Origin of the sequence: Ensifer sp. B1-9, assembly GCF_050474445.1 — a bacterium.
In the GTDB taxonomy this organism is placed as follows: domain Bacteria; phylum Pseudomonadota; class Alphaproteobacteria; order Rhizobiales; family Rhizobiaceae; genus Ensifer.
The window spans coordinates 166,163-188,129 of sequence record NZ_JBCHVG010000008.1; the positions used below are offsets into that span (position 1 = coordinate 166,163).

The 21,967-nt window shown below is 63.3% G+C and carries 14 protein-coding genes and 1 tRNA gene; 8 read left to right on the plus strand and 7 right to left on the minus strand.

Going from position 1 to position 21,967, the window contains the following annotated elements; all coding sequences use genetic code 11:
- The first annotated feature begins 215 nt into the window (after positions 1-215).
- Both ACQ5BM_RS16575 and ACQ5BM_RS16580 read left to right on the plus strand, forming a co-directional pair.
- Entirely contained in the window at positions 216-3,497 is a 3,282-nt protein-coding gene (locus ACQ5BM_RS16575; protein WP_429813248.1) for an adenylate/guanylate cyclase domain-containing protein, read from the plus strand.
- A gap of 127 nt (positions 3,498-3,624) precedes the next feature.
- The gene (locus ACQ5BM_RS16580; protein WP_429813251.1) at positions 3,625-4,305 is read left to right on the plus strand and encodes a peroxiredoxin-like family protein; all 681 of its coding nucleotides are present in this window, start codon (positions 3,625-3,627) and stop codon (positions 4,303-4,305) included.
- Positions 4,306-4,516: 211 nt separating this feature from the next.
- Here the strand turns inward: ACQ5BM_RS16580 and ACQ5BM_RS16585 are convergent, their stop codons facing one another.
- The 3 genes from ACQ5BM_RS16585 to cpdR1 all read right to left on the minus strand — a co-directional run bounded on the left by ACQ5BM_RS16585 (position 4,517) and on the right by cpdR1 (position 6,327).
- Positions 4,517-5,209, minus strand: a complete 693-nt coding sequence (locus ACQ5BM_RS16585; RefSeq protein ID WP_429813254.1) for an alpha/beta fold hydrolase — start codon at positions 5,207-5,209, stop codon at positions 4,517-4,519.
- A 302-nt stretch (positions 5,210-5,511) separates the two neighbouring features.
- A tRNA-Val gene (locus ACQ5BM_RS16590) sits at positions 5,512-5,586 on the minus strand.
- Positions 5,587-5,961: 375 nt separating this feature from the next.
- Positions 5,962-6,327 carry a response regulator CpdR1 gene (gene cpdR1, locus ACQ5BM_RS16595; RefSeq protein WP_034786813.1) on the minus strand — a complete coding sequence of 122 codons (366 nt, stop codon included), beginning with the start codon at positions 6,325-6,327 and terminating at the stop codon, positions 5,962-5,964.
- A gap of 199 nt (positions 6,328-6,526) precedes the next feature.
- Here cpdR1 and ACQ5BM_RS16600 point away from each other — a divergent pair, with 199 nt between their 5' ends.
- Both ACQ5BM_RS16600 and hisN read left to right on the plus strand, forming a co-directional pair.
- Positions 6,527-7,408: an N-formylglutamate amidohydrolase gene (locus ACQ5BM_RS16600; RefSeq protein WP_429813257.1), complete on the plus strand. Its 882-nt coding sequence runs from the start codon at positions 6,527-6,529 to the stop codon at positions 7,406-7,408.
- Positions 7,409-7,794: 386 nt separating this feature from the next.
- Positions 7,795-8,568: a histidinol-phosphatase gene (gene hisN, locus ACQ5BM_RS16605; RefSeq protein WP_429813259.1), complete on the plus strand. Its 774-nt coding sequence runs from the start codon at positions 7,795-7,797 to the stop codon at positions 8,566-8,568.
- Between the two features lie 74 nt (positions 8,569-8,642).
- Here hisN and ACQ5BM_RS16610 read toward each other — a convergent pair whose 3' ends face one another.
- The gene (locus tag ACQ5BM_RS16610) at positions 8,643-9,608 is read right to left on the minus strand and encodes an alpha/beta fold hydrolase (RefSeq protein WP_429813261.1); all 966 of its coding nucleotides are present in this window, start codon (positions 9,606-9,608) and stop codon (positions 8,643-8,645) included.
- A gap of 389 nt (positions 9,609-9,997) precedes the next feature.
- Between ACQ5BM_RS16610 and ACQ5BM_RS16615 the strand changes: the two genes are divergently transcribed.
- On the plus strand, positions 9,998-10,459 hold the full coding sequence (locus ACQ5BM_RS16615; RefSeq protein WP_429813264.1) for an Hsp20 family protein: 462 nt from the start codon (positions 9,998-10,000) through the stop codon (positions 10,457-10,459).
- A gap of 134 nt (positions 10,460-10,593) precedes the next feature.
- Here the strand turns inward: ACQ5BM_RS16615 and ACQ5BM_RS16620 are convergent, their stop codons facing one another.
- Positions 10,594-11,583, minus strand: coding sequence for a bile acid:sodium symporter family protein (locus ACQ5BM_RS16620; protein WP_429813266.1), 990 nt, complete (start codon positions 11,581-11,583; stop codon positions 10,594-10,596).
- 95 nt (positions 11,584-11,678) lie between these two features.
- Between ACQ5BM_RS16620 and ACQ5BM_RS16625 the strand changes: the two genes are divergently transcribed.
- On the plus strand, positions 11,679-12,536 hold the full coding sequence (locus ACQ5BM_RS16625) for a LysR substrate-binding domain-containing protein (protein ID WP_429813269.1): 858 nt from the start codon (positions 11,679-11,681) through the stop codon (positions 12,534-12,536).
- Positions 12,537-12,631: 95 nt separating this feature from the next.
- On the opposite strand, the gene ACQ5BM_RS16630 is transcribed toward ACQ5BM_RS16625, so the two are convergent.
- Positions 12,632-13,678: a threonine aldolase family protein gene (locus ACQ5BM_RS16630; RefSeq protein ID WP_429813272.1), complete on the minus strand. Its 1,047-nt coding sequence runs from the start codon at positions 13,676-13,678 to the stop codon at positions 12,632-12,634.
- Between the two features lie 554 nt (positions 13,679-14,232).
- Here ACQ5BM_RS16630 and gltB point away from each other — a divergent pair.
- On the plus strand, positions 14,233-18,957 hold the full coding sequence (gltB, locus tag ACQ5BM_RS16635) for a glutamate synthase large subunit (RefSeq protein WP_429813274.1): 4,725 nt from the start codon (positions 14,233-14,235) through the stop codon (positions 18,955-18,957).
- A 108-nt stretch (positions 18,958-19,065) separates the two neighbouring features.
- On the plus strand, positions 19,066-20,523 hold the full coding sequence (locus ACQ5BM_RS16640; RefSeq protein ID WP_429813277.1) for a glutamate synthase subunit beta: 1,458 nt from the start codon (positions 19,066-19,068) through the stop codon (positions 20,521-20,523).
- 129 nt (positions 20,524-20,652) lie between these two features.
- Here ACQ5BM_RS16640 and ACQ5BM_RS16645 read toward each other — a convergent pair whose 3' ends face one another.
- Entirely contained in the window at positions 20,653-21,906 is a 1,254-nt protein-coding gene (locus ACQ5BM_RS16645) for an SGNH/GDSL hydrolase family protein (protein ID WP_429813280.1), read from the minus strand.
- Positions 21,907-21,967: the final 61 nt, after the last annotated feature.

The following is a 21,967-nucleotide window of genomic DNA, read 5'->3' on the forward strand; positions in this document are numbered from 1 at the left end:
CGCTCGTCCGTAAGCCTCAACTGACCGATCGGGAAATTGCTGTCGGAGACGAGGCTCGGCAGAGCCTTGGGCGAGGCGGCATCGGCGGTCCCCTATCTAGATTCTTGCTGTGCTTGCAAAGCGGTTGGCGCGGGTTCATTCTTTTGAAGCCACCATGCCCCGGCTGGCCCGGCATTCGCCGTGCGATCCGGGGCTCGTCCGAAGGTTCGCCCTCGATGAACTGCCACGAGTGCGGTTGTGAGATTCAAGACGGGTTTGCGTTTTGCCCGAATTGCGGTGCCAAGCAGCATAGCCCGTGCCCCGGTTGCGGCGCACTCTGTCCGCCACACTTCTCGTTTTGCCCCACCTGCGGCACCAGGCTTGCAGCCCCGGCCCCGATAAAGCCGACGGTTTCGCGACCTGCGGCCGTGCAGACGCTTCCGGGGCGATCCGGCAGAGAGGCGCTCGCACCGCTTTTGCCGGAGGAGGCGGGCGCCGACCGCCGCACGGCCACCATTCTCTTCGCCGACCTCTGCGGCTTTACCGGTCTCAGCGAACAGGTGGACCCGGAGGTCCTCAGGGCATTCCAGAACGAACTCTTTGCAGAACTGACCGAGGCGGTCGAGGCTTACGGCGGTTTCGTCGATAAATTTATCGGCGACGCGCTGCTTGCCCTCTTCGGCGCGCCGGTGGCGCACGAGGACGACCCCGAGAGGGCGCTTCGTGCCGCGCTCGACATGGCCGGCCGGGCAAGGCGGGTCGGCGAGCGCTGGCAGCGGCGGATCGGCGAACCACTGGACCTCCATATCGGGCTGAACACCGGAACGGTCGTGGCGGGGCATTTGGGCGCCGGCGACGGCAAGGGCTATTCGGTGACCGGCGACGCAGTCAACACGGCGCAGCGGCTGCAGTCGCTGGCGGGCCCTGGGGAGATCCTCGTCGGACCGGTGACCTATCGGTTGACCTGCCACGCCTTTGTCTACGAGGCGCTTGGCGCGATGACGCTGCGCGGCAAGGCGGGCAGCGTCGAGGTCTACAGGCTGACGCAGTCGCTGGAGGCGCCGCGCCGGGCACGTGGCCTCGAGGCGCTGGGGCTCGGCGCGCCGCTGATCGGGCGTGAGGCGGAGATGAAGCGCCTCGGTGATTGCCTGGAGCTCGCCTGCGGCGGGGCGGCGCAGCTTGTGCGCCTGACAGGGGAGGCCGGGCTCGGAAAGTCGCGGTTGGTCAACGAATTTCTCGAACGGGTGGCCGCCGATCCGCGCTTTTCGAATGTCGTCGTTCGCCGCGCCGGCAGTTCCTCGCTCGGAGAACCGTCCTATGGCGTTCTCGCGGCGGTGTTGCGCGGTGCCTATGGGATTTCGATGGGCGACAGCCTGCAGCGGACGACGGAGTTGCTTGCCGCCGGACTGGCCGAAATCGGCTTTGCCCAGGACAGGCTCGAACAGTTGGTGCCGCTGTTCCTGCGGATCCTGGGCGTGGATTCCCAGGATGAGCTGTTGCGCCATGTGGAGCCGGAACAGATGCGCCGGCAGCTTTTCGCGGCGGTGAGGGCGATATTTGAACGGCGCCTGTCACGAACGCCCTTGCTGCTCGTCATCGAGGACTTGCACTGGGCCGACGCTGCCTCGCTCGAGGCCGTGTCCTTCGTCCTCGACCGGACGGAAGCCGGCCCGTTGATGCTGTTGACCACCCAGCGGCCCGACGCCGATGCCGATCGGCTGAAGCCGGGCCGTACAAGCTTGACCGCGCTGCGCCTCGCGCCGCTTTCAGAAGCCGACGGGCGACGGCTGCTTGCGGCCTTCTTCGGCGAGGATGGGCTACATCAGGCGCTTGCCGGCCGCATATTGGCGCGAGCCGGCGGCAATCCCCTGTTCATCGAGGAAATCGTGCGCGGCCTGATCGATGTTTCCGCCATGCAGCAGGTCGGCTCGTCCTGGCGGGTGGTGGAGCGCGAGGCGGCCGCCGAGATTCCGGTGACCATCGAGGCGATGCTGCTCGGCCGCGTCGACCGGCTGCCGCCGGACGCCCGCCGATTGCTGCATCACGCAGCGATGATCGGACCGCGCTTCGATGCGGATCTGCTGCGAGCGGTTTCGGGGCGGACGTCTGTGGACACGGTTCTCGATCTCCTCTGCGACACGGAGATCATCGAAGAGACCAGCGACGGCGGCGGGTTGCTGGGCACGCAGACCTATCGGTTTACCCAGACGCTGTTGCAGGAGGTGGTCTACAACAACCTGCTGCTCAGCCGGCGCACGGACGAGCATGCGTTGATCGGCAAGGTGCTGGAGCGCCGGTTCGGCGAGGATACCGAACGGCTTGAGGAAATGGCGCTGCTCGGCCACCATTTCGGCCTCTCCGAACACAAGGCCAAGGGCGCCCGTTACCTGATCGCAGCCGGAGACCGGGCGCGGGCGCTCTACGCCAATGACGATGCCATCCGGCTCTATGAACAGGCCATGGCGGCGCTGGCGGCCACCGGCGAGGAGGGGCCTGAATGGCTGGCCGCACGCGAACGCATCGCCGATCTCCTGGGGCCGACCGGTCAGCGCGAGGCGGCGGTTCAGCACTATGGCGCGCTTCTGGAGATATACTGCGCCACGGACGACCGCGTTGCATCGGCGCGGATCCGGCGCAAATTCGGCCATCATCTGTGGGAAGCCGGGCGGCGTGACGAGGCGTTGGCTTCCTTTGCCGCAGCCGCCGAGCTGCTCGAGGGCGTGAGCGCGCCGATTGAAGGTGCGCATCTTTCGCAGGAATGCGGCCATCTCGCCTTCCGCATGGGGGACTATGCCGGCGCCCTCAAGGCGGCGGACGACGCCCTGGATCGCATTGCGGCATATACCCCGGACAACCCGGAGAGCGAGCGGGAGGCGATGCGGGTCAAGGCCGAGGCGTTGAACACCAAGGGCGTGACGCTTGCCCGCCTTGGCCGTAGCGCCGAAGCGATCGGTATCGTCGAGCGAAGTGTCGCGGTGGCGGAAGGCGCGAACCTGTTGAATGCCGCCTGTCGCGGCTACACCAATTTGGCTGTGCTTTACGCGATCACCGATCCGAAACGTGCGATCGAGGTTTGCCGCTGCGGTTTCGACATGGCCAGGCGCATCGGCGACCTTGGTTTTCAGGCGCGTCTGCTCGCCAACCTTGCGGTCGCCTATTGCACCTTCACCGATCGCTGTGCGCCGGATGGAATGCCGGCAGCCGAACGCGCGATTGCGATCGACCGGGAACTCGACCAGCGCGACCATCTGCCGGTGTCGCTGCTGGTGCTCGGCCAGATCCATCAGTGTCATGGCCGGCCGGATGTCGCCCGCGGCCTTTATCAGGAGGCGCTCGACCTTTGCGGAGAAACGCAAGAGGCGCAGCTCCTGTTTCCGTGTTATGATGGCTTGGCGACGCTCTGCCTGGACGCCGGCGATCTCGATGCAGCGGAAAGGTACTTCGCCTTGGCGCGAGACATATGTGCGCAACATGGTCTCGATCCTGAGGCGTTGATGATTCTGCCGTTTCTCGACTGACATTTCCGAGCGTCGCGTAGGGCGCAGCATCCGCGTTTGCGTTGCCGCGCATAACTTGTCGGAGAAAAAGCGCCGGCCCTGTCACAGGCGTTCGGGGAGCGTTTCGGCCGGGATGAGGAGACGAGACATGGTTGAGCCGATGAGTGGACGGCCGTTGCAGCCGGGTGACCGGGCGCCGAATGTGGTGCTCGACGCAATCACGCAGGAAGGTCAGATCGCCCTTGATGATTTTCGTGGCCGCAAACCGGTCCTGGTCGGCTTGTTCCGCGGCCTGCATTGTCCGTTCTGCAGACGGCAGATCGCTGCCATGGCGCAACTCGACGGCGCCTTGCGGGAGAGGGGCATCGAGAGCCTGACGGTGGTCAACACGCCGATCGAGCGGGCCCGCCTCTATTTCCGTTATCATCCCGTGCCGAACTTGCTGGCCGCTTCCGATCCCGAGCGGGTCTCGCATCGGGCCTTCGGGCTGCCCAACCTCGAATTCACGGCGGATGAGGACGAGTGGCCACGCAAGATCGCGCAATCGACGCTGATGGCGATGAAGGTGAAGCTGCCGGGCGAAATGCCGGAGCCGATGGACCCGATGGCGGCGATGGTCTTTCTCGACAAGGCGGACGGCTATGAGGTCACGGAAGCGGACGAACGCATGATTGCGACGGGGGCCGGGCAGCTCGTCGGCGAATTCCTGCTTGATCGCGACGGCGTCGTGCGCTGGAGCTTCACGGAAGTACCGGATGGCGGCAAGAACCTGTTCGGCGTTCCCCGTCGCGACGAACTGATGTCCGTCGCTTCCGCCATGGTGCACTGAAGCGCGTCGCGATCTTTCAGATTCGCTCGTTGCGCTTTAAGCCCTTGATATTTCGCATGTCGTAATCGCAAAATCGCTGCGCACTTTTGCGCGGCATGCCTTAGGCGACGACCTTGGATGGTTGGCCGTCGACGGCGGTTGATGTCGGCGGCGGTCCTGGAACAAACCCCGTCGATCCGGTGATCGACGGGGTTTTTCGTCGCGACAGGCTTTAGCCGAACGACGCGATCGCTTCGTCGATCAGCGCGATGATCTCCCTTGGATGCGATGCAAGCGAAGCGTGGCTGGCGTCGAGCGTGATGATCTTCTTTGCCTTGATGCGTTCGGCCATCCACTGTTCGGTTTCCGGCGGGATCATGTTGTCGTGGCGCGATACCTGGTACCAGCTCGGCTTCGTCTTCCAGGCCGGCGGTCCGGCCTTGTCCTCGAAGCAACGCCCGGCGATCGGCTTCTGCGCCACCGCCATGACCAGAGCATCGGTCTCGTTCAAATCCTGGCCGAAACTCTGGCGGAAGGTGTCTTGCGCCAACCAGAGAAAACCGTCCTTGTCGGGCCGGATGCTGGCGACACCGGAGGGCGGGTCGCGCCGTGCAAAGATGCTGCCGAGGCTGTCGCCCTCATCGGGTGCGAAGGCCGCGATGTAGACGAGGCCGACGACATTGGACGCGTGACCAGCACCGCTGATCACCGCGCCACCGTAGGAGTGGCCGACGAGCAGGGTCGGGCCCTCGAGCGCCTCCGCCAGCCTGCGCGTACGCTCGACATCGTCGGCAAGCGAGGTCAGCGGGTTCTGCACTGCGGCGATCCCGTAGCCCTTGGCGTGGAGCGGCGGGATCACATGACGCCAATGGGATGCATCGCCCCAGGCGCCGTGTACGAGCAAGATGTTCCTGACGGCAGGCATTGTCCGTTCCTTTCTCATTTTGAGAAGATGTGGCCGGCGACGTCTTGAGAAGATATGGCCGGCGACGTCGCCGTCGCCCGTCAAGGCGCGGGTCGCGCTGCCGCCCGTTGGTCTACGGATGCGATGGACTGCGGATAGGATCAGATTGCGAAGGCAAATAGGGCGCGGAACCCACCCTTCCATGACGGAAGACATTAAACTTCGTAAAGAATCGGAATGAGTGGAGATGTTGCCAGCCGGTGCGTCACGGGGGCAAACGAAAAAGGGCCTCTCGATTTCTCGAAAGGCCCTTGGAATTCGAATGGTGGGCGTGACAAGGATCGAACTTGTGACCCCTACGATGTCAACGTAGTGCTCTCCCGCTGAGCTACACGCCCATCCGATGTCGGCGCATAGACCACAAAACCCGTTGCCGCGTCAATAGGGTTTTCGAAGGTTTTTTGACAGAAATTTCGGAGGCCTGTTTTTTCCCGTCCGAGGGTCGGTCGCGGCGAGCCGGCGAGTGCCCGGATTTCCGGGATTCCTGCTAAGGCCTTGAAACGAAAAGACCGCCGCAGATCCCTTGTGGATCGCGGCGGTCGATCGGAAATCGTCCTACTGCACGTCTCCTTTGATCGTAGCCGGTTAAAGGACAGAGACATGCAGCAATTCAAAGTACTACAGCGACCTTCGCGTCTGATGAGACGCGTGGCGCGGTAGCGGGTCGCCACGGCGTGCCGTGAGCGGCAGAGGCTGTGGAAAACCATCGTGCCTCAGGCGGCGGCCAGCATCTTGTTGACCTCGTCGACGAGGTCGCGGAGGTGGAAGGGCTTCGAAAGCACCTTGGCATCCTTTGGCGCCTTGGAGTCCGGGTTGAGCGCGACAGCGGCAAAACCGGTGATAAACATGACCTTGAGGTCCGGATCGAGTTCTGTCGCGCGGCGCGCCAGCTCGATGCCGTCCATCTCGGGCATGACGATGTCGGTGAGGAGAAGCGAGAAAGGCTCCTCACGAAGCCGGTCATAGGCGCTGGCGCCGTTGTCGTAGGACATGACCTTGTAGCCGGCCTTTTCGAGCGCCTTCACCAGGAACCGGCGCATATCGTTGTCGTCTTCGGCAAGAAGGATTTTCGCAGTCATGAATTCGGCCGTGCTTCTCTTTTTTCAGTTCATTGCGCGTAGATTGCGGCGTTTTATCCAAACCGCAACGCGGTAAATATCTCGTGAACGCGGGACGTCAATTCCCCGGGAGCTGTGATTGGTCACTATGGACACAGAGCGGACCAACTGGCAACATGACGACAATTGTACGAACCGCATATGGTAAAAAAGGGTTCAGATGGGGGAAATTGCGGAGAGGGAACTGTTCGAGGTCCTGGAACCTCCAATCCAGCGCATTCCCTTTGTGTTCAATTCGCCGCATAGCGGCCGTTCCTACCCCCAGAGCTTTCTCGATCAATCGCGGCTCGACGCCGTTTCAATTCGCCGGTCGGAAGACCACTATGTCGACGAGCTGTTCCAGAACGCGACTTTTCTCGGAGCGCCGATGCTGCTGGCGCATTTCCCGCGCGCCTTCCTCGACGTCAACCGCGAGCCCTACGAGCTCGACCCGCGCATGTTCGACGGTCCTTTGCCGCCCCATGCCAACATCAGTTCGATGCGCGTCGCCGGCGGCCTCGGCACGATACCGCGGCTCGTCGCCGAGAACATGGAGATCTATCGCGGACGGTTCCCGGTCGAGGATGCGCTGACGCGGATCGAGACGATCTACAAGCCCTATCATGCCACCTTGCGCAAGCTTATCGCGCGCACCCACGTGCAGTTCGGTCTGTCGGTGCTGATCGATTGTCATTCGATGCCCGGGAACATGCATTTGCCCGGCAGCGCCCAGCGTCCCGATTTCATCATCGGCGACCGCTACGGGACCAGTGCCGCGGGCGAACTCTCGCGCGCTGCGGTCGATCTCTTGCAGGAGCTCGGCTACAGCGTCGTGCGCAACAAGCCCTATGCCGGCGGCTTCATCACCGAGCATTATGGCCGCCCGACGCGCGGGCTGCATGCGCTGCAGATCGAGATCAACCGGGCGCTCTATGTCGATGAGACGACGCTGGTGCGCAAGCCCGGCTTCGGCGCGCTGGTTGCGGATCTCACGACCTTCGTCGCGTCGCTTTCCCGTCATGTCGAAGACTACGGCGCCTACCTCCCGCTCGCAGCGGAATGACATCGGATTTTCTGTCGGGAGCTTCAAAAAAAACCGCGCCAACGGCGCGGTCAAGTCTAGGGAGGAAACACCCAAGGAGGGTATTTACAGTCACAGGTGACTGTACCCAAACCTTAATTTTGCACTGCACAAATGTCAAGTTTTTTCGCTGGAAACTTTTGCGGTGCATCAAGAATTTTTCCGTCGAAGCGCCATCTCAACCGATTGAAATCGCCAAAACGACGATCGGGGCGAGGGTCGGGCCTTGCGGCGCCCAAGCTCGCGGCCCTCGTCGCAGCCGTGATACCAGCGACAGCAAGCAGCTTGCCCTGTTCAACTCGTTTGCCTTTCGGTGAATTTCCGCTATGCAGGACGTACCTTCCTCCATGCTTCCCTGAGAGAGAGCCATGCTGCCTGACCGCGCCTTCTTCGATCGCCTTGCCGAAGCTGCCAAGGCAGAGACCTTGCCGCGATTCCGGATCGGCACCAGCGTGGTCAACAAGCTCGAAGGCGGCTTCGATCCGGTGACGGAGGCGGACCGGTCGGCAGAAGCGGCGATCCGCGCGCTGATCGAAAGGCATTTCCCCGAACATGGCATCCTCGGCGAAGAGCACGGCAATGTCGGGCTTGACCGGGAACATGTCTGGGTCATCGATCCGATCGACGGTACCCGTGCCTTCATTTCGGGCCTGCCGGTCTGGGGCACGCTGGTCGGCCTCTATCGCAATGGCGAGGCGGTCATGGGCCTGATGGACCAGCCGTTTACCGGCGAGCGCTATTTCGCCGATGGCCAAAAGACGGTCTACCGCGGGCCCGGTGGCGAACAGGTGCTTTCGACGCGCGCCTGCAAATCGCTTTCGGACGCGGTGCTCTTCACGACATCGCCGCATCTCTATACCGGCGATTTCAAGGCCCGCTACGAGGCACTGCAGAGCAAGGTCCGGCTCTTCCGTTATGGCTGTGACTGCTACGCCTTCGCGCTTCTCGCTGCCGGTCACGTCGATCTGGTGATCGAATGCGGGCTGAAGCCCTATGACGTCGGCGGCCTCATCCCGCTGATCGAGCAGGCCGGCGGCATCATCACCAATTGGCAGGGCGGACCGGCGGAAATGGGCGGCGAAGTCATCGCCGCCGGCAACGCCGAACTGCATGCGCAGGCGCTGGAAATCCTGAAAGGCTGAGACGCGCCACGCACTTTCGCGCCGGTGCGGAAGAGTCCCGTAAATCAAAACAATTAGCGAAAGTGCAGCCTCTATCAGGCGGCGGTATTTTCTCGATCGTCGCCCTCTTCGGGGATGATGAAGGCGAGGATCGCTGCCATCGCCTGGGCGCGATAACGATCCGCTTCATGCAGCAGTTCGTGGCGGGCGCCATCGATCGGGATCATCTGGGCGGCGCGGAAATTGCGCGCCAGCCACTCGACGGCGAGATGCGGCACCAGACGGTCCGCAGTCGGCGCAAGGATGATCGTCGGCAGGGTGATGCGCGTCAGATGCTCGCGGCGGATGACTCGGCGCATGGCACGGAAGGCCTCGCTCAGCCAGCGCGCCGTCGGCGGGCCAAGCCGCAGTTCCGGATGCGTGTCGGTCAGCGCAATGTTGCGCAGGTAGCGGCGCCGATCCGCCGTCAGGACGTTGTTCTCGAACGGACGGTTGCCCTTGTCCGGATGCGCCGGCAGCGTGCCGAGACCGATGCAGCGCATAAGGGTCGCAACCGTGGCGATGCTGCGCTCGCCGAGCGCCTGGCCGCCGAGGCCGACGAAAGGCGCTAGCACTACCAGCCGATCGATCCGGCTTGCCAGCATCGGTGCCAGCGACAGGGCAACGAGCGCACCCATCGAGTGGGCGACGATCGAGAAGGGCAGGCGCGTATCCGGCAGCACGATCTGTTCCAGGAAGGTGCTGAGGTCGCGCTCATAGTCGGTGAAGTGATCGACGTAGCCGCGTCCGGGGTGCGGCAAGAGCCGCTCGGAGCCAGCCTGGCCGCGCCAGTCGAAGGTCGCGACCCAGAGGCCGGCGGCCATGAGTTCGGCGATCGTCTCGAAATATTTCTCGATCGATTCGTTGCGCCCCTGCAGCAGGACGACGGTGCCGCGCGCGACCGGCTGTTTCGTCTTGAAGATCGCGTAGCGGATCTTGCGGCCGCCGACGCCATCGAAGAAGCCCGCCACGTAATTTTCCGGGATCGGATTGTCCGGTGTCGAGTGCAGGATCGATGTCATGACGTCGTAGCGGCCAGGAAGAGCGGTTGATCGATAGCATCAAGGGATAGGCGGCAGGGTCTTCGCCGTCAAAGAAAAAAGGCCGGAAACGGTGGGTGAAATCCGGACGATCACCGTTTCCGGCCGCTGAAGGGGAAGGGACGTATCACTTCAGCCTGGGAGTTGCCGCCCAGGCTTTCCTTCTAGCCTCCCGCGGCTGAACGGAAGCCGAAGCGGCCATTCATGTCGGGTTCACGGGAAAATCGTGAGCGCTCACGTCTTGAAGTCGCGAATTCGCCTCCCCAAATCAGGGTCACGGGCGCCGAAGACGGGTCCGTTCACCGGTCCTGCCGCTGCCAAAATGGGGTGGCCGACCAGACATCGCAAACCGTTGCTCCAAGGAGGACACAATGCGTCACTTCGATTTCTCTCCCCTCTACCGTTCCACCGTCGGCTTCGATCGCCTGTTCACGATGCTCGATAGCCTCGGCCAGCCGGATCAGGCTCAGACCTACCCGCCCTACAACATCGAACGCACCGGCGAAAACGCCTACCGCATCACCATGGCCGTTGCCGGCTTTGACGAGAGCGAGCTTTCGATCGAGGCCCGTGAGCACACGCTGACGGTCAAGGGCGAAAAGGCCGAGGAAAACGGCGAAGAAAGCCAGTTTCTCCATCGCGGCATTGCCAAGCGCGCCTTTGAACGCCGCTTCCAGCTTGCCGATCACGTGGAGATCAAGTCCGCTTCGCTGAAGAACGGCTTGCTGCATATCGACCTTACTCGCGAGATCCCGGAAGCAGCCAAGCCTCGCCGGATCGAGATTTCGTCCGTTGCCTCGCAGCCGAAGCAGATCGAGGCTCAGAGCCTTTAACCGCGAAGACAATCTCCCAAGACAGGCGGCGTCCCCAGGGGCGCCGCTTTTTTATTGGCTCTTGGTAATCGCGCGGGTTCCCGACGGAATCGCGCCAGGCCTTTGCCAGTGATGCCACCTGAAGGCGGGATGCTCTAGGATCTGGCCGGCGCGGGTATCGCGGGCGCCTGCTTCTTGGCGGCGTAGCGCTGTGCGATGACGGCGCAGGCCATCAGCTGGATCTGGTGGAACAGCATGACAGGCAACACGATCGCGCCGATGTTCTGGCCGGCGAAGATGGCGCTCGCCATGGGAACGCCGCTTGCGAGGCTTTTCTTCGAGCCGCAGAAGGTGATGGCGATCTCGTCCGCCTTGTCGAAGCCGAGCAGGCGGCTGCCGAACATGGTGATGGCGAGGACGAGCGCCAGCATAAGGATCTCGATGGCGACCAGGATGCCGAGATCGGTCAGCGAGTAGGTCTGCCAGAGGCCCGATGTCACCGCCTGGCTGAAGGCGAGATAGACGACCATCAGGATCGAACCGCGATCGACGGGGGCCAGCAGCCCCTTGCGCGCCCGGATCCAGGCGCCGATCCACGGCTGCAGCAATTGCCCGGCAATGAAGGGTGCAAGCAATTGCAGCAGGATCTGCTCCAGCGCATCGAGTGTCACGCCGCCATGGCCGCCGGCGGAAAAAAGCAGGCCGACGAGCAGCGGCGTCAGGAACATGCCGAAGATATTGGAAGCGGAAGCCGAGCAGATCGCCGCCGGCACGTTGCCGCCGGCCATCGAGGTGAAGGCGATCGACGATTGCACCGTCGAGGGCAGCACGCAGAGGAAGAGGATGCCGGTATAGAGGGTCGACGGCAGGATCGAGTTCGGGACGAAGCCGATCGCAAGACCGATCAGTGGGAAGAGGGCGAAGGTCGAGGCAAGGATCGTCAGGTGCAGCCGCCAGTGCAGGATGCCGGCGATCACCACCTCACGCGACAGCCGCGCACCATGCAGAAAGAAGACCATGCCAACGGCCACCTTCGTCGCCACGCCGAACCAGACGGTGGCATCACCATGGATCGGCAGGACGGATGCCAGCAGCACCGTCGCCAGAAGCAGGATGGTGAAGGTATCGGGAAGGTAGCGGCGCATATTAGGTCACTTGCTCGTCATCAAACCTCTTGCCGGGATCGCTCATTATGAAGCAGGATGCAAGGAATAACAGTTATCGCGATTTGGGATGAACTATGCTGGATCTCGTGCAGTTGCGCAGCTTCGTCGCCCTCGAGCAGATGGGCAGCTTCACGCTGGCGGCGGAAAAACTGTCGCTCGGACAATCAACTGTCAGCCAGCACATTCAGAGGCTTGAGGCCTCGCTTGGGCGGACCCTGGTTGCTCGCGATACGCACCGGGTGGCCCTGACGGCGGATGGGCTTGCGCTGCTTGCCCATGCCCGGTCGATGCTGGCGATCGACGGCGAGGTGCGGGCGCTCTTTGCCGAAAGCAGCTTGCGCGGGCGCCTGCGTCTCGGCGTTTCCGAGGACTTCGTCATGAGCCGGTTGCCGGCGGTGCTGGAAGACTTCGTGCGGGCGCATCCGTCGGTGGATCTCGAACTGACCGTCGCCTTGAGCGGCGTGCTCTATCAGATGCAGGACAATGGCGAGATCGATCTCGTGCTTGCCAAACGAAGGCTTGGCGATCTCAGGGGAGAGCTCGTCTACCGCGAACCGCTTGTCTGGCTGGCGCGCGATCCCGAAAGGATCAGGCGTGACAAGGTCCTGCCGCTAATTGCCTTTCCGCCGCCGAGCATCACCCGCAGCGTCGCTCTCGAGGTGCTCGATCGGCACCGCCTGCCGTGGCGCATCGTCTGCACCTGCGGCAGTCTCAGCGGGCTGACGGCGGCCGCGCGCGCCGGCATGGGCGTGCTCGTGCAGCCGCGCAGCATGGTGCCGGCGGGACTGAAGGAGATACCGGCCGGCGCGCTGCCGCCGCTCGAGGACGTTGAATTCGTGCTGGTGCCGAGCAAAGGCGTCGACCGCAAGCTGAGTGCGGCACTTTCGGCCGAGATCCTCTCCAATGTGAGGACGTTGCAGGGACAGGTTTGATGCGGGAGACCATCCCGCCCAGGCGGCGGGATGATCCAGTTTCTTGCAGCGTGTAACGCCCGACCGGAAGGCGTCGCCGTTTTTCCGGAACTGCCTCAGCAGGCGGCAACGAAGCGTTGGACGTCCTCGGCCTGTGTCGCGAAGCTGGTGACGAGACGATAGAGGCCTTCATTCTCTGCGAGACTGCCGTCGAGGTCGTGCGGCACGGGCCAGTCATAGAAGACCGCACCCTGCTGTCTAAGGTTCGCCGCCACGTCCTTCCTCAGGATGGGGAAGACCTCATTGGCGTCCGCCTGCCAGGCGAGCCGGCTCGTCTTCGAGGCGGCAATACCCTCGGCAAGGCGGGCGGCCATCGCATTGGCATGGCGTGCGAGGTTCAGCCAGAGATCGCCGGTAAAGTAGGCTTCGAACTGTGCCGAGACGAAGCGCGACTTGGAGAAGAGTTGAGCCGAGCGCTTGCGCAGGAAATGCATTTCGTGCGCCTTGGAGAGATCGAACAGCACCAGCGCTTCGGCGCACCAGCAGCCGTTCTTGGTGCCGCCGAAGGAGACGAGGTCGACGCCGCGCTTCCAGGTCATTTCCGCGGGCGTCGTGCCGAGGCTGACCAGCGCATTGGCGAAGCGGGCGCCATCCATATGCACCGGCAACTTATGCGCCTTGGCAACGGCGGCGATCGTCTCGATTTCGGCGAGCGAATAGACCGTGCCGCTTTCCGTCGCCTGGGTCAGCGTTACCGCTGCCGGCTGGCCGCCATGGACATTGTCCAGCGGATAGCGCCGAATCTCGGATTCGAGCCGCGCCGCCTCCATCTTGCCCCATGGTCCGTCGACGGGCTTCAGCCTGGCGCCATGCGAGAAGAATTCCGGCGCGCCGCATTCGTCAGCGATGACGTGCGCCTCGCGATGGCAGAAGGTAATGCCGCCGGCACGGTTGGCGGTCGCAAGCGCCAGCGAATTGGCGGCGGTTCCGGTTCCGACGAAGAAGACTGCGACATCCTTTTCGAAAATCTCGGCGAACTTCTTTTCCACTTTCCGGTCGAGATCGCTGGTGCCGTAGGCAGACGCGTATCCGCCGGCATGCGCGATCAGGCTTTCGGCAATCGCTGGATGGGCGCCAGCCCAGTTGTCAGACGAAAAAATCATCACTTTCCACCCTGTATTACAGTCTTTTCGACGGATTTTGCCGACCTTAGCCGAGTTCTCGGCCGGATCAATCACGGTCAGCGTCGGATAGGCCAACAGGAGACCAGTTTGAAACCAAAAGGAAGAAAATGCGAGGGAGCCGTAATTTAATTATAAAAGCCGGAAATTTCCGGCAATGTTCGGCAAAATCTTCTCTATTATTTGCTCATATGCCCCTTGCGGAGGGGGGTAGTTTCTGGCATAGAGCACATGAAATAGGACAGGTTTGCTGTCCTATTTCGGTCTGGGGACCGGAACAATCGCCGCGAGTGCCTAAAAAAATGGCAGCCGGCGTGCGAAGCGGGGGGATTTTCCGGATTTCATCCGGTTGTTATCGCCTGCCGTCAGGATGGTCGCAGACATCAGTGCCTGATGATGCCGTGCTTATTTGCGACCTGATCAGGATCATGAGACGATGAGTGCCCCGGCTTTTTGGCGTGCCTTTGCGCGCAACGAAGAGCCATGCGCGGGCGGTGCCATGCCCGGCGGTGCCGGGTTTAACAGGAGGGAAACCGATGACGGATCATTCGCCATCACAGCAATCTGGGCTCAACCTCGCACACGGCGTTGCGACGGCTGAAAAAACGCCCGCATTCCCGACTGGCCTGCCGCGAAAACAGGGTCTCTACGATCCGCGCAACGAGCATGACGCCTGCGGCGTCGGCTTCGTCGCGCATATGAAGGGCCAGAAGTCGCACCAGATCGTGCAAGACGGCCTCTTCATGCTCGAAAACCTGACGCACCGTGGTGCCGTCGGCGCCGACCCGCTGATGGGCGATGGCGCGGGCATTCTCGTGCAGATTCCCGACCGCTTCTTCCGCGAGGAAATGGCCAAGCAAGGCATCACCCTGCCGAAGGCCGGCGAATATGCCGTCGGCCATATCTTCATGCCGCAGGGCGATGCGCTGGTCGAACATTTCAAGCGGGTGATCAAGGACGTCGTTGCCGAGGAAGGCCAGGTGCTGCTCGGCTACCGCGACGTGCCAGTCGACAATTCGTCGCTCTCGAAGGCGCCGGAAATCGCCGCGACCGAGCCGCGCCATGTCCAGGTCTTCATTGGTGCGGGCCGCGATGCCGCCACGAATGCGGAGTTCGAGCGCCGCCTCTTCACGCTGCGCAAGGTGATCTCCAACCGTATCTATGACGAATACAAGGGTGAGGAGAGCAACTTCTACCCCGTCTCGCTGTCGTCCTCGACGATCGTCTACAAGGGCATGTTCCTCGCCTACCAGGTTGGCGCCTATTACAAGGACCTGTCCGACCCGCGCTTCGAGACAGCGGTCGCGCTCGTGCACCAGCGCTTTTCCACCAACACCTTCCCGTCGTGGAAGCTCGCGCACCCCTACCGCATGGTCGCCCATAACGGCGAAATCAACACGCTGCGCGGCAACGTCAACTGGATGGCGGCGCGCCAGGCGTCGGTCTCTTCGCCGCTCTTCGGCGAGGACATTTCCAAGCTCTGGCCGATCTCCTATGAGGGCCAGTCGGACACGGCCTGTTTCGACAACGCGCTCGAGTTCCTGGTGCAGGGCGGCTATTCGCTGTCGCATGCAGTCATGATGCTGATCCCGGAAGCCTGGGCCGGCAACCAGTTGATGTCGCCGGAACGGAAAGCCTTCTACGAATATCATGCAGCCCTGATGGAGCCGTGGGACGGACCGGCCGCGGTCGCCTTCACCGACGGCCGCCAGATCGGCGCGACACTCGACCGCAACGGTCTGCGTCCGGCCCGCTATATCGTCACCTCTGACGACCGCGTCATCCTCGCGTCGGAAGCCGGCGTGCTGCCGGTCGACGAAGACAAGATCGTCAAGAAGTGGCGTCTGCAGCCCGGCAAGATGCTGCTGATCGACATGGAGCAGGGCCGCATCATCTCCGACGAGGAGGTGAAGTCTTCGCTCGCCCAGAAGCACCCCTACAGCAAGTGGCTCGAAGATACCCAGCTCATCCTCGAAGAGTTGAAGCCGGTGGAGCCGCGCGCACTGCGCCGCGACGTGTCCCTGGTCGACCGCCAGCAGGCGTTCGGCTACACGCTCGAAGACACCAAGATCCTGATGTCGCCTATGGCGACGACCGGTCAGGAAGCGATCGGCTCGATGGGCACCGATACGCCGATCTCGGCGATGTCGGACAAGCGCAAGCTGCTCTATACCTATTTCAAGCAGAACTTTGCGCAGGTCACCAACCCGCCGATCGACCCGATCCGCGAAGAGCTGGTGATGAGCCTCGTCTCCTTCATCGGCCCGCGGCCGAACATCCTCGACCACGAGGGCATGGCACATGCGAAGCGCCTCGAAGTGCGTCAGCCGATCCTGACCAATGGCGATCTCGAAAAGATCCGCTCGATCGGTCACACCGAGGATCGCTTCGACACCAAGACGCTCGATTTCACCTACGACATTTCGCGCGGTGCCGAAGGCATGCCGGAAATGCTCGACCGTCTCTGCGAGCGTGCGGAAGCGGCGGTGAAGGGGGGCTACAACATTATCGTGCTCTCCGACCGCCAGGTCGGTCCGGACCGCGTGGCGATCCCGGCGCTGCTCGCGACCGCCGCCGTGCACCACCACCTGATCCGCAAGGGCCTGCGCACCTCGGTCGGTATCGTGCTCGAGTCCGGCGAACCGCGCGAAGTGCACCACTTCTGCCTGCTCGCCGGCTACGGCGCCGAGGCGATCAACCCCTATCTCGCCTTCGACACGCTGATCGACATGCACAAGCGCGGTGACTTCCCGAAGGAAGTCGATGCGAGCGAGGTCGTCTATCGCTACATCAAGGCCGTCGGCAAGGGCATCCTCAAGGTCATGTCCAAGATGGGCATCTCGACCTACCAGTCCTATTGCGGCGCGCAGATCTTCGACGCGGTTGGTCTGTCGTCGAAGTTCGTGAACCAGTTCTTCTTCGGCACGGCGACGACGATCGAGGGCATCGGCCTCGAAGAGATCGCCGCCGAGACCGTCGCCCGTCACAAGGCGGCCTTCGGTGCCGATCCGGTTCTGGCCAACACGCTCGACATCGGCGGCGAATACGCCTTTCGCATGCGCGGCGAGAGCCACGCCTGGACGCCGGACGCGATCGCCTCGCTGCAGCATGCGGTTCGCGGCAATGCTGAGGACCGCTACCGCGAATTCGCCGAGATGGTGAACAACTCGGCGCTGCGCATGAACACCATCCGCGGCCTCTTCACGGTGAAGAGCGCCGAGGCTGTCGGCCGCAAGCCGATCTCGGTCGACGAGGTGGAGCCCGCCGCCGACATCGTCAAGCGCTTCTCCACCGGCGCCATGTCCTTCGGCTCGATCAGCCGCGAGGCGCATACGACGCTGGCGATCGCCATGAACCGGATCGGCGGCAAGTCGAACACCGGCGAGGGCGGCGAGGAAAGCGATCGCTACCTGCCGCTGCCGGATGGTTCGGTGAACCCCGAGCGTTCGGCGATCAAGCAGATCGCGTCCGGCCGCTTCGGCGTGACCACGGAATACCTGGTCAATGCCGACATGCTGCAGATCAAGGTGGCACAGGGTGCCAAGCCCGGCGAAGGCGGCCAGTTGCCCGGCCACAAGGTCGACGCGACGGTTGCCAAGACCCGTCACTCGACGCCTGGCGTCGGCCTGATCTCGCCGCCGCCGCACCATGACATCTATTCGATCGAAGATCTGGCGCAGCTGATTTACGACCTGAAGAACGTCAATCCGGAAGCGGATGTCTCGGTCAAGCTCGTTTCGGAAGTCGGCGTCGGCACGGTTGCCGCCGGCGTTGCCAAGGCGCGGGCCGACCATATCACCGTTGCCGGCTTCGACGGCGGCACCGGCGCTTCGCCGCTCACCTCGCTGAAACATGCGGGCAGCCCGTGGGAAATCGGCCTTGCCGAAACCCAGCAGACGCTGGTGCTGAACGGCCTGCGTTCGCGCGTGGCCCTGCAGGTCGACGGCGGTCTCAAGACCGGCCGCGACGTCATCATCGGTGCGCTGCTCGGTGCCGACGAGTTCGGCTTCGCCACCGCGCCGCTGATCGCCGCCGGCTGCATCATGATGCGCAAGTGCCATCTCAACACCTGTCCCGTCGGCGTTGCGACGCAGGATCCGGTGCTGCGCAAGCGCTTCAAGGGCACGGCCGAGCATGTGATCAACTACTTCTTCTTCGTCGCGGAAGAAGTGCGCGAGATCCTCGCCTCGCTCGGCGTCAGGAAGCTCGACGAGATCATCGGCGCATCCGAGCTGCTGGAAAAGGATGGCGCGATTGCCCATTGGAAGGCCAACGGCCTCGACTTCTCGAAGATCTTCCACAAGGTGGAAGCCAAGAAGGAAGAGACCTACTGGACCACGCGTCAAAAGCATCCGATCGACGACATTCTCGATCGCAAGCTGATCGAGCAGGCGAAGGTCGCGCTCGAAACCAAGGCGCCGGTCAGGATCGAGGCCGAGATCAAGAACGTCGACCGTTCGGCCGGTGCCATGCTCTCGGGCGCGCTTGCCAAGCGTTGGGGCCACAAGGGCCTGAAGGACGATACCATCCATGTGACCCTCAAGGGCACGGCCGGCCAGTCCTTCGGTGCGTTCCTCGCACGCGGCATCACCTTCGATCTGGTGGGTGACGGCAACGACTATGTCGGCAAGGGCCTTTCGGGCGGGCGCATCATTGTCCGGCCGCCGGAAAACGCGAAAATCGTCGCGCAGGAATCGATCATCGTCGGCAACACCGTGCTCTACGGCGCGATCTCGGGCGAGTGCTACTTCAACGGCGTGGCCGGCGAGCGCTTCGCCGTGCGCAACTCCGGCGCGGTCGCGGTCGTCGAAGGCGTGGGTGACCACGGCTGCGAGTACATGACCGGCGGCGTCGTCGTCGTGCTCGGCGGCACGGGCCGCAACTTCGCGGCCGGCATGTCGGGCGGTGTTGCCTATGTGCTCGACGAGGAAGGCGATTTCGCCCGTCGCTGCAACATGGCGATGGTCGAGCTGCAGCCGGTTCCGGAAGAGGACGACATGCTCGAGAAGCTGCATCACCACGGCGGCGACATCATGCACAAGGGCATGGTCGACGTCTCCGGCGACATGACGCGCCACGACGAGGAGCGGCTCTATCAGCTCATCTCCAATCACCTTCACCACACGGGTTCGCCCCGGGCGAAGGAGATCCTCGATCACTGGACGGATTACCGGCCGAAATTCCGCAAGGTCATGCCGGTCGAATACCGTCGTGCGCTCGAGGATATGGAACGCATGAAAATGGCAGAGGCGGCCGAATAGGAGGCCCCGGTGACCAAGGCTCCCGGTTCATCACAGACTGGTTCGGGGGCCCCTCACGCGCGCTTGGGAAAAGCGCCTGTTCAGACGCAAAGCTTTCAGGATAGTACGATGGGTAAGGTAACTGGATTTCTCGAGATCGACCGGCAAGTGGCAAAGTACCAGCCGGCATCTGACCGCATCCGCCATTTCCGCGAATTCACCATTCCGATGTCAGAACCGGAAGTGCAGAAGCAGGCCGCGCGCTGCATGGACTGTGGCATCCCCTATTGCCACGGGCCGACCGGATGCCCGGTGCACAACCAGATTCCGGACTGGAACGACCTCGTCTACAACGGCAACTGGGACGAGGCGATCCGCAACCTGCATTCGACCAACAACTTCCCGGAATTCACCGGCCGCGTCTGCCCGGCGCCGTGCGAGGAAGCCTGCACGCTGAACCTCGAAGACACGCCGGTGGCGATCAAGACCATCGAACAGGCGATCGCCGACAAGGCCTACGAGATGGGCTACATCGTACCGCAGCCGGCCGTCATCAAGACCGGCAAGAAGGTTGCGGTCATTGGCTCCGGCCCGGCCGGCATGGCGGCAGCCCAGCAGCTTGCCCGCGCCGGCCATGAGGTTCACGTCTACGAGCGTGAAACGAAGCCAGGCGGCCTGCTGCGCTACGGCATCCCGGACTTCAAGATGGAGAAGAACTTCATCGATCGCCGCGTCGAACAGATGAAGGGCGAAGGCGTCACCTTCCACTGCGGCATCAATGTCGGCGTCGACCTGCCGATGCAGCGTCTGCTCGACGACTACGATGCCGTGCTCTACTGCGGCGGTTCGGAGACACCGCGTGATGCGGGCATCCCCGGTGTCGAATTCGCCGGCGTGCATGACGCGATGCCCTATCTCGTGCAGCAGAACCGTCGCGTCGGCCGCGAAAACATCGACAGCGTCGGCTGGCCGTCCCAGCCGATCCTTGCCGGCGGCAAGCACGTCGTCGTCGTCGGCGGCGGCGATACGGCGTCGGACTGCGTCGGCACGGCCTTCCGTCAGGGCGCGGTCAAGGTGACCCAGCTCGACATCCGTCCGCAGCCGCCGGAAAAGGAAGACAAGCTCGCCGTCTGGCCGTTCTGGGCGACGAAGATGCGCACCTCCTCCAGCCAGGCCGAGGGCGCCATCCGCGAGTTCCAGGTGGCGACGCTCGAATTCATCGGCGACGAGGACGGCAATCTCACCGGCGTGAAGTGCTGCCAGGTGGACGATCGCCGCAAGCCGATCGCCGGCACGGAGTTCGTCATCAAGGCCGATCTCGCCTTCATCGCCATCGGCTTCCGCGGTCCCTTCACCAACAGCGTGCTGAAGGATCTCGGCGACAAGCTGACGCTCAACACCGACCGCCGCGGCTCGACCAATGTCGTCGCCAACGAGCGCGACTACAAGACCTCGGTCGAGAAGCTCTGGACCGCGGGCGACGTGCGCCGCGGCCAGTCGCTCGTCGTCTGGGCGATTCGCGAAGGCCGCCAGGCGGCGCGGGCGATCGACGAGGCGCTGATGGGTTCGACCACCCTGCCGCGATAAGCACTCACTCCCAAGCCTGAAAGGCCCCGTCCAGCTGACGGGGCTTTTTGCTGGCTATTGTCAGCTTTCAACTACGCCGGGCATTCAGATGAGCCGCCAGGGTCGCTCTAAGCCCGTTGCGGGAATGCTCTAGTTGCGGATCACCGGATTGCTGATCACCGTGCTTGGCTTCGACAGGCGGAAGTCGTCGACGCGGCCCGCCGGCGCGGCGACGACATCGCCCTTGTCGACCAGCAGGTCGCGGGGGCTCTTGCCATTGCCCTTGTCCGGGGCGGCGTTGCCGAGCAGCGACCCGGCGCCGTCGAGCGCCGGATCGGTCAAGCCGATCGGCTGGGTCTTGACGATATCCTCGTTGCCAAGCGGCGCCGTCACGACCAGGTCCTTGAGTTCGTTGGCTCCCGGCACGTTCTTGTCCGTCGCCGCGGCATCGCCGAGCAGCCGGCGAATATCCTTCTCGACGTAGAAGGCGAGCTTGCGTTTGCCGGCCTTGGTGAGGTTGACGCCATCGGCGCCGCGCAGACGAACCTGCTGGCCGTTGATGTCGGAGCCGGTCAGCACGAACTTGCCGCCCTCGTCGACGAAGCCATCCCAGATGTCGACGAACTGGCCGCCGACCTTCTCGATCTCCTCGCGGTAGATGCCGTTGAAGGTCACCATGTCGGCGGTCATGGCCGCCGACTGGAACGGCGGCATTCCGACCCAGAGAACCGGCAGCTTCTCCTTGCGGGCAAGCGCCGCCAGCGCATTGACGCGCTTGCGATACTCTTCCGTCCAGAGATCGCTGCGGAACCTTTCCTTGACGTCTCCCATCTGCATTTGCTGCCGGTCGTTGGCACCGAGGCTGACGATGATGACGGAAGGCTTCACTTCAGAGACATAGCCGGGAAGGGTGCCCGGCCAGTTGAAATAGTCCTCGCGCACGAGGCCGGACGAGCCGTTCGCCCGCGTCTCGATGGCGATGCCAGGGGTCATCTCGAAGGCGGTCTTCAGGCCGTCGCCGAGGCTGCCGGCCATGAAGTCGCCGACGACCAGAACCTTCTTGGCGTCCGGCGCCTTCTCCACGACCACCGGTGCGGGGGCAGGCGTATCGGCAATCTTCGGCTTCTGCTTCTGCTGCCCCTGGCCCTTTTGGCGCTGCTGCTGTTGCTGCCGCTGGCGTTTCGGGCGCGGCTGCTCGGGGAAATAGTCACGGTCCTCATAGACCGGTCGTTCGCGGGTCAGCCCGCCAAAGAGCATCTGGAACAGGTTGCGCCGCTGGACCCGTTCCTGCGCTTCGGCAAAGCTCGCGAAAAGGCTGACGACAACCATCGCCATCGCGGCGATGCAGATGGTCGCAATCCCGAACGGCGTTCGGCTCTGGTGCCCGCGGCGCTTGCTCGTCATCTGGTTCTTTACCCGTTCATAGCGTGTTCCGGCGGGGATGAGCCGCTGTCACGTTCAAGCG

Coding starts and splice junctions, on each gene's coding strand:
- ACQ5BM_RS16615 (WP_429813264.1), top strand. CDS start 9,998: ATGCGTCACTTCGATTTCTCTCCCCTCTACCGTTCCACCGTCGGCTTC.
- ACQ5BM_RS16630 (WP_429813272.1), bottom strand. CDS start 13,678: ATGATTTTTTCGTCTGACAACTGGGCTGGCGCCCATCCAGCGATTGCC.
- ACQ5BM_RS16580 (WP_429813251.1), top strand. CDS start 3,625: ATGGTTGAGCCGATGAGTGGACGGCCGTTGCAGCCGGGTGACCGGGCG.
- cpdR1 (WP_034786813.1), bottom strand. CDS start 6,327: ATGACTGCGAAAATCCTTCTTGCCGAAGACGACAACGATATGCGCCGG.
- ACQ5BM_RS16585 (WP_429813254.1), bottom strand. CDS start 5,209: ATGCCTGCCGTCAGGAACATCTTGCTCGTACACGGCGCCTGGGGCGAT.
- ACQ5BM_RS16620 (WP_429813266.1), bottom strand. CDS start 11,583: ATGCGCCGCTACCTTCCCGATACCTTCACCATCCTGCTTCTGGCGACG.
- ACQ5BM_RS16600 (WP_429813257.1), top strand. CDS start 6,527: ATGGGGGAAATTGCGGAGAGGGAACTGTTCGAGGTCCTGGAACCTCCA.
- hisN (WP_429813259.1), top strand. CDS start 7,795: ATGCTGCCTGACCGCGCCTTCTTCGATCGCCTTGCCGAAGCTGCCAAG.
- ACQ5BM_RS16645 (WP_429813280.1), bottom strand. CDS start 21,906: ATGACGAGCAAGCGCCGCGGGCACCAGAGCCGAACGCCGTTCGGGATT.
- gltB (WP_429813274.1), top strand. CDS start 14,233: ATGACGGATCATTCGCCATCACAGCAATCTGGGCTCAACCTCGCACAC.
- ACQ5BM_RS16610 (WP_429813261.1), bottom strand. CDS start 9,608: ATGACATCGATCCTGCACTCGACACCGGACAATCCGATCCCGGAAAAT.
- ACQ5BM_RS16575 (WP_429813248.1), top strand. CDS start 216: ATGAACTGCCACGAGTGCGGTTGTGAGATTCAAGACGGGTTTGCGTTT.
- ACQ5BM_RS16640 (WP_429813277.1), top strand. CDS start 19,066: ATGGGTAAGGTAACTGGATTTCTCGAGATCGACCGGCAAGTGGCAAAG.
- ACQ5BM_RS16625 (WP_429813269.1), top strand. CDS start 11,679: ATGCTGGATCTCGTGCAGTTGCGCAGCTTCGTCGCCCTCGAGCAGATG.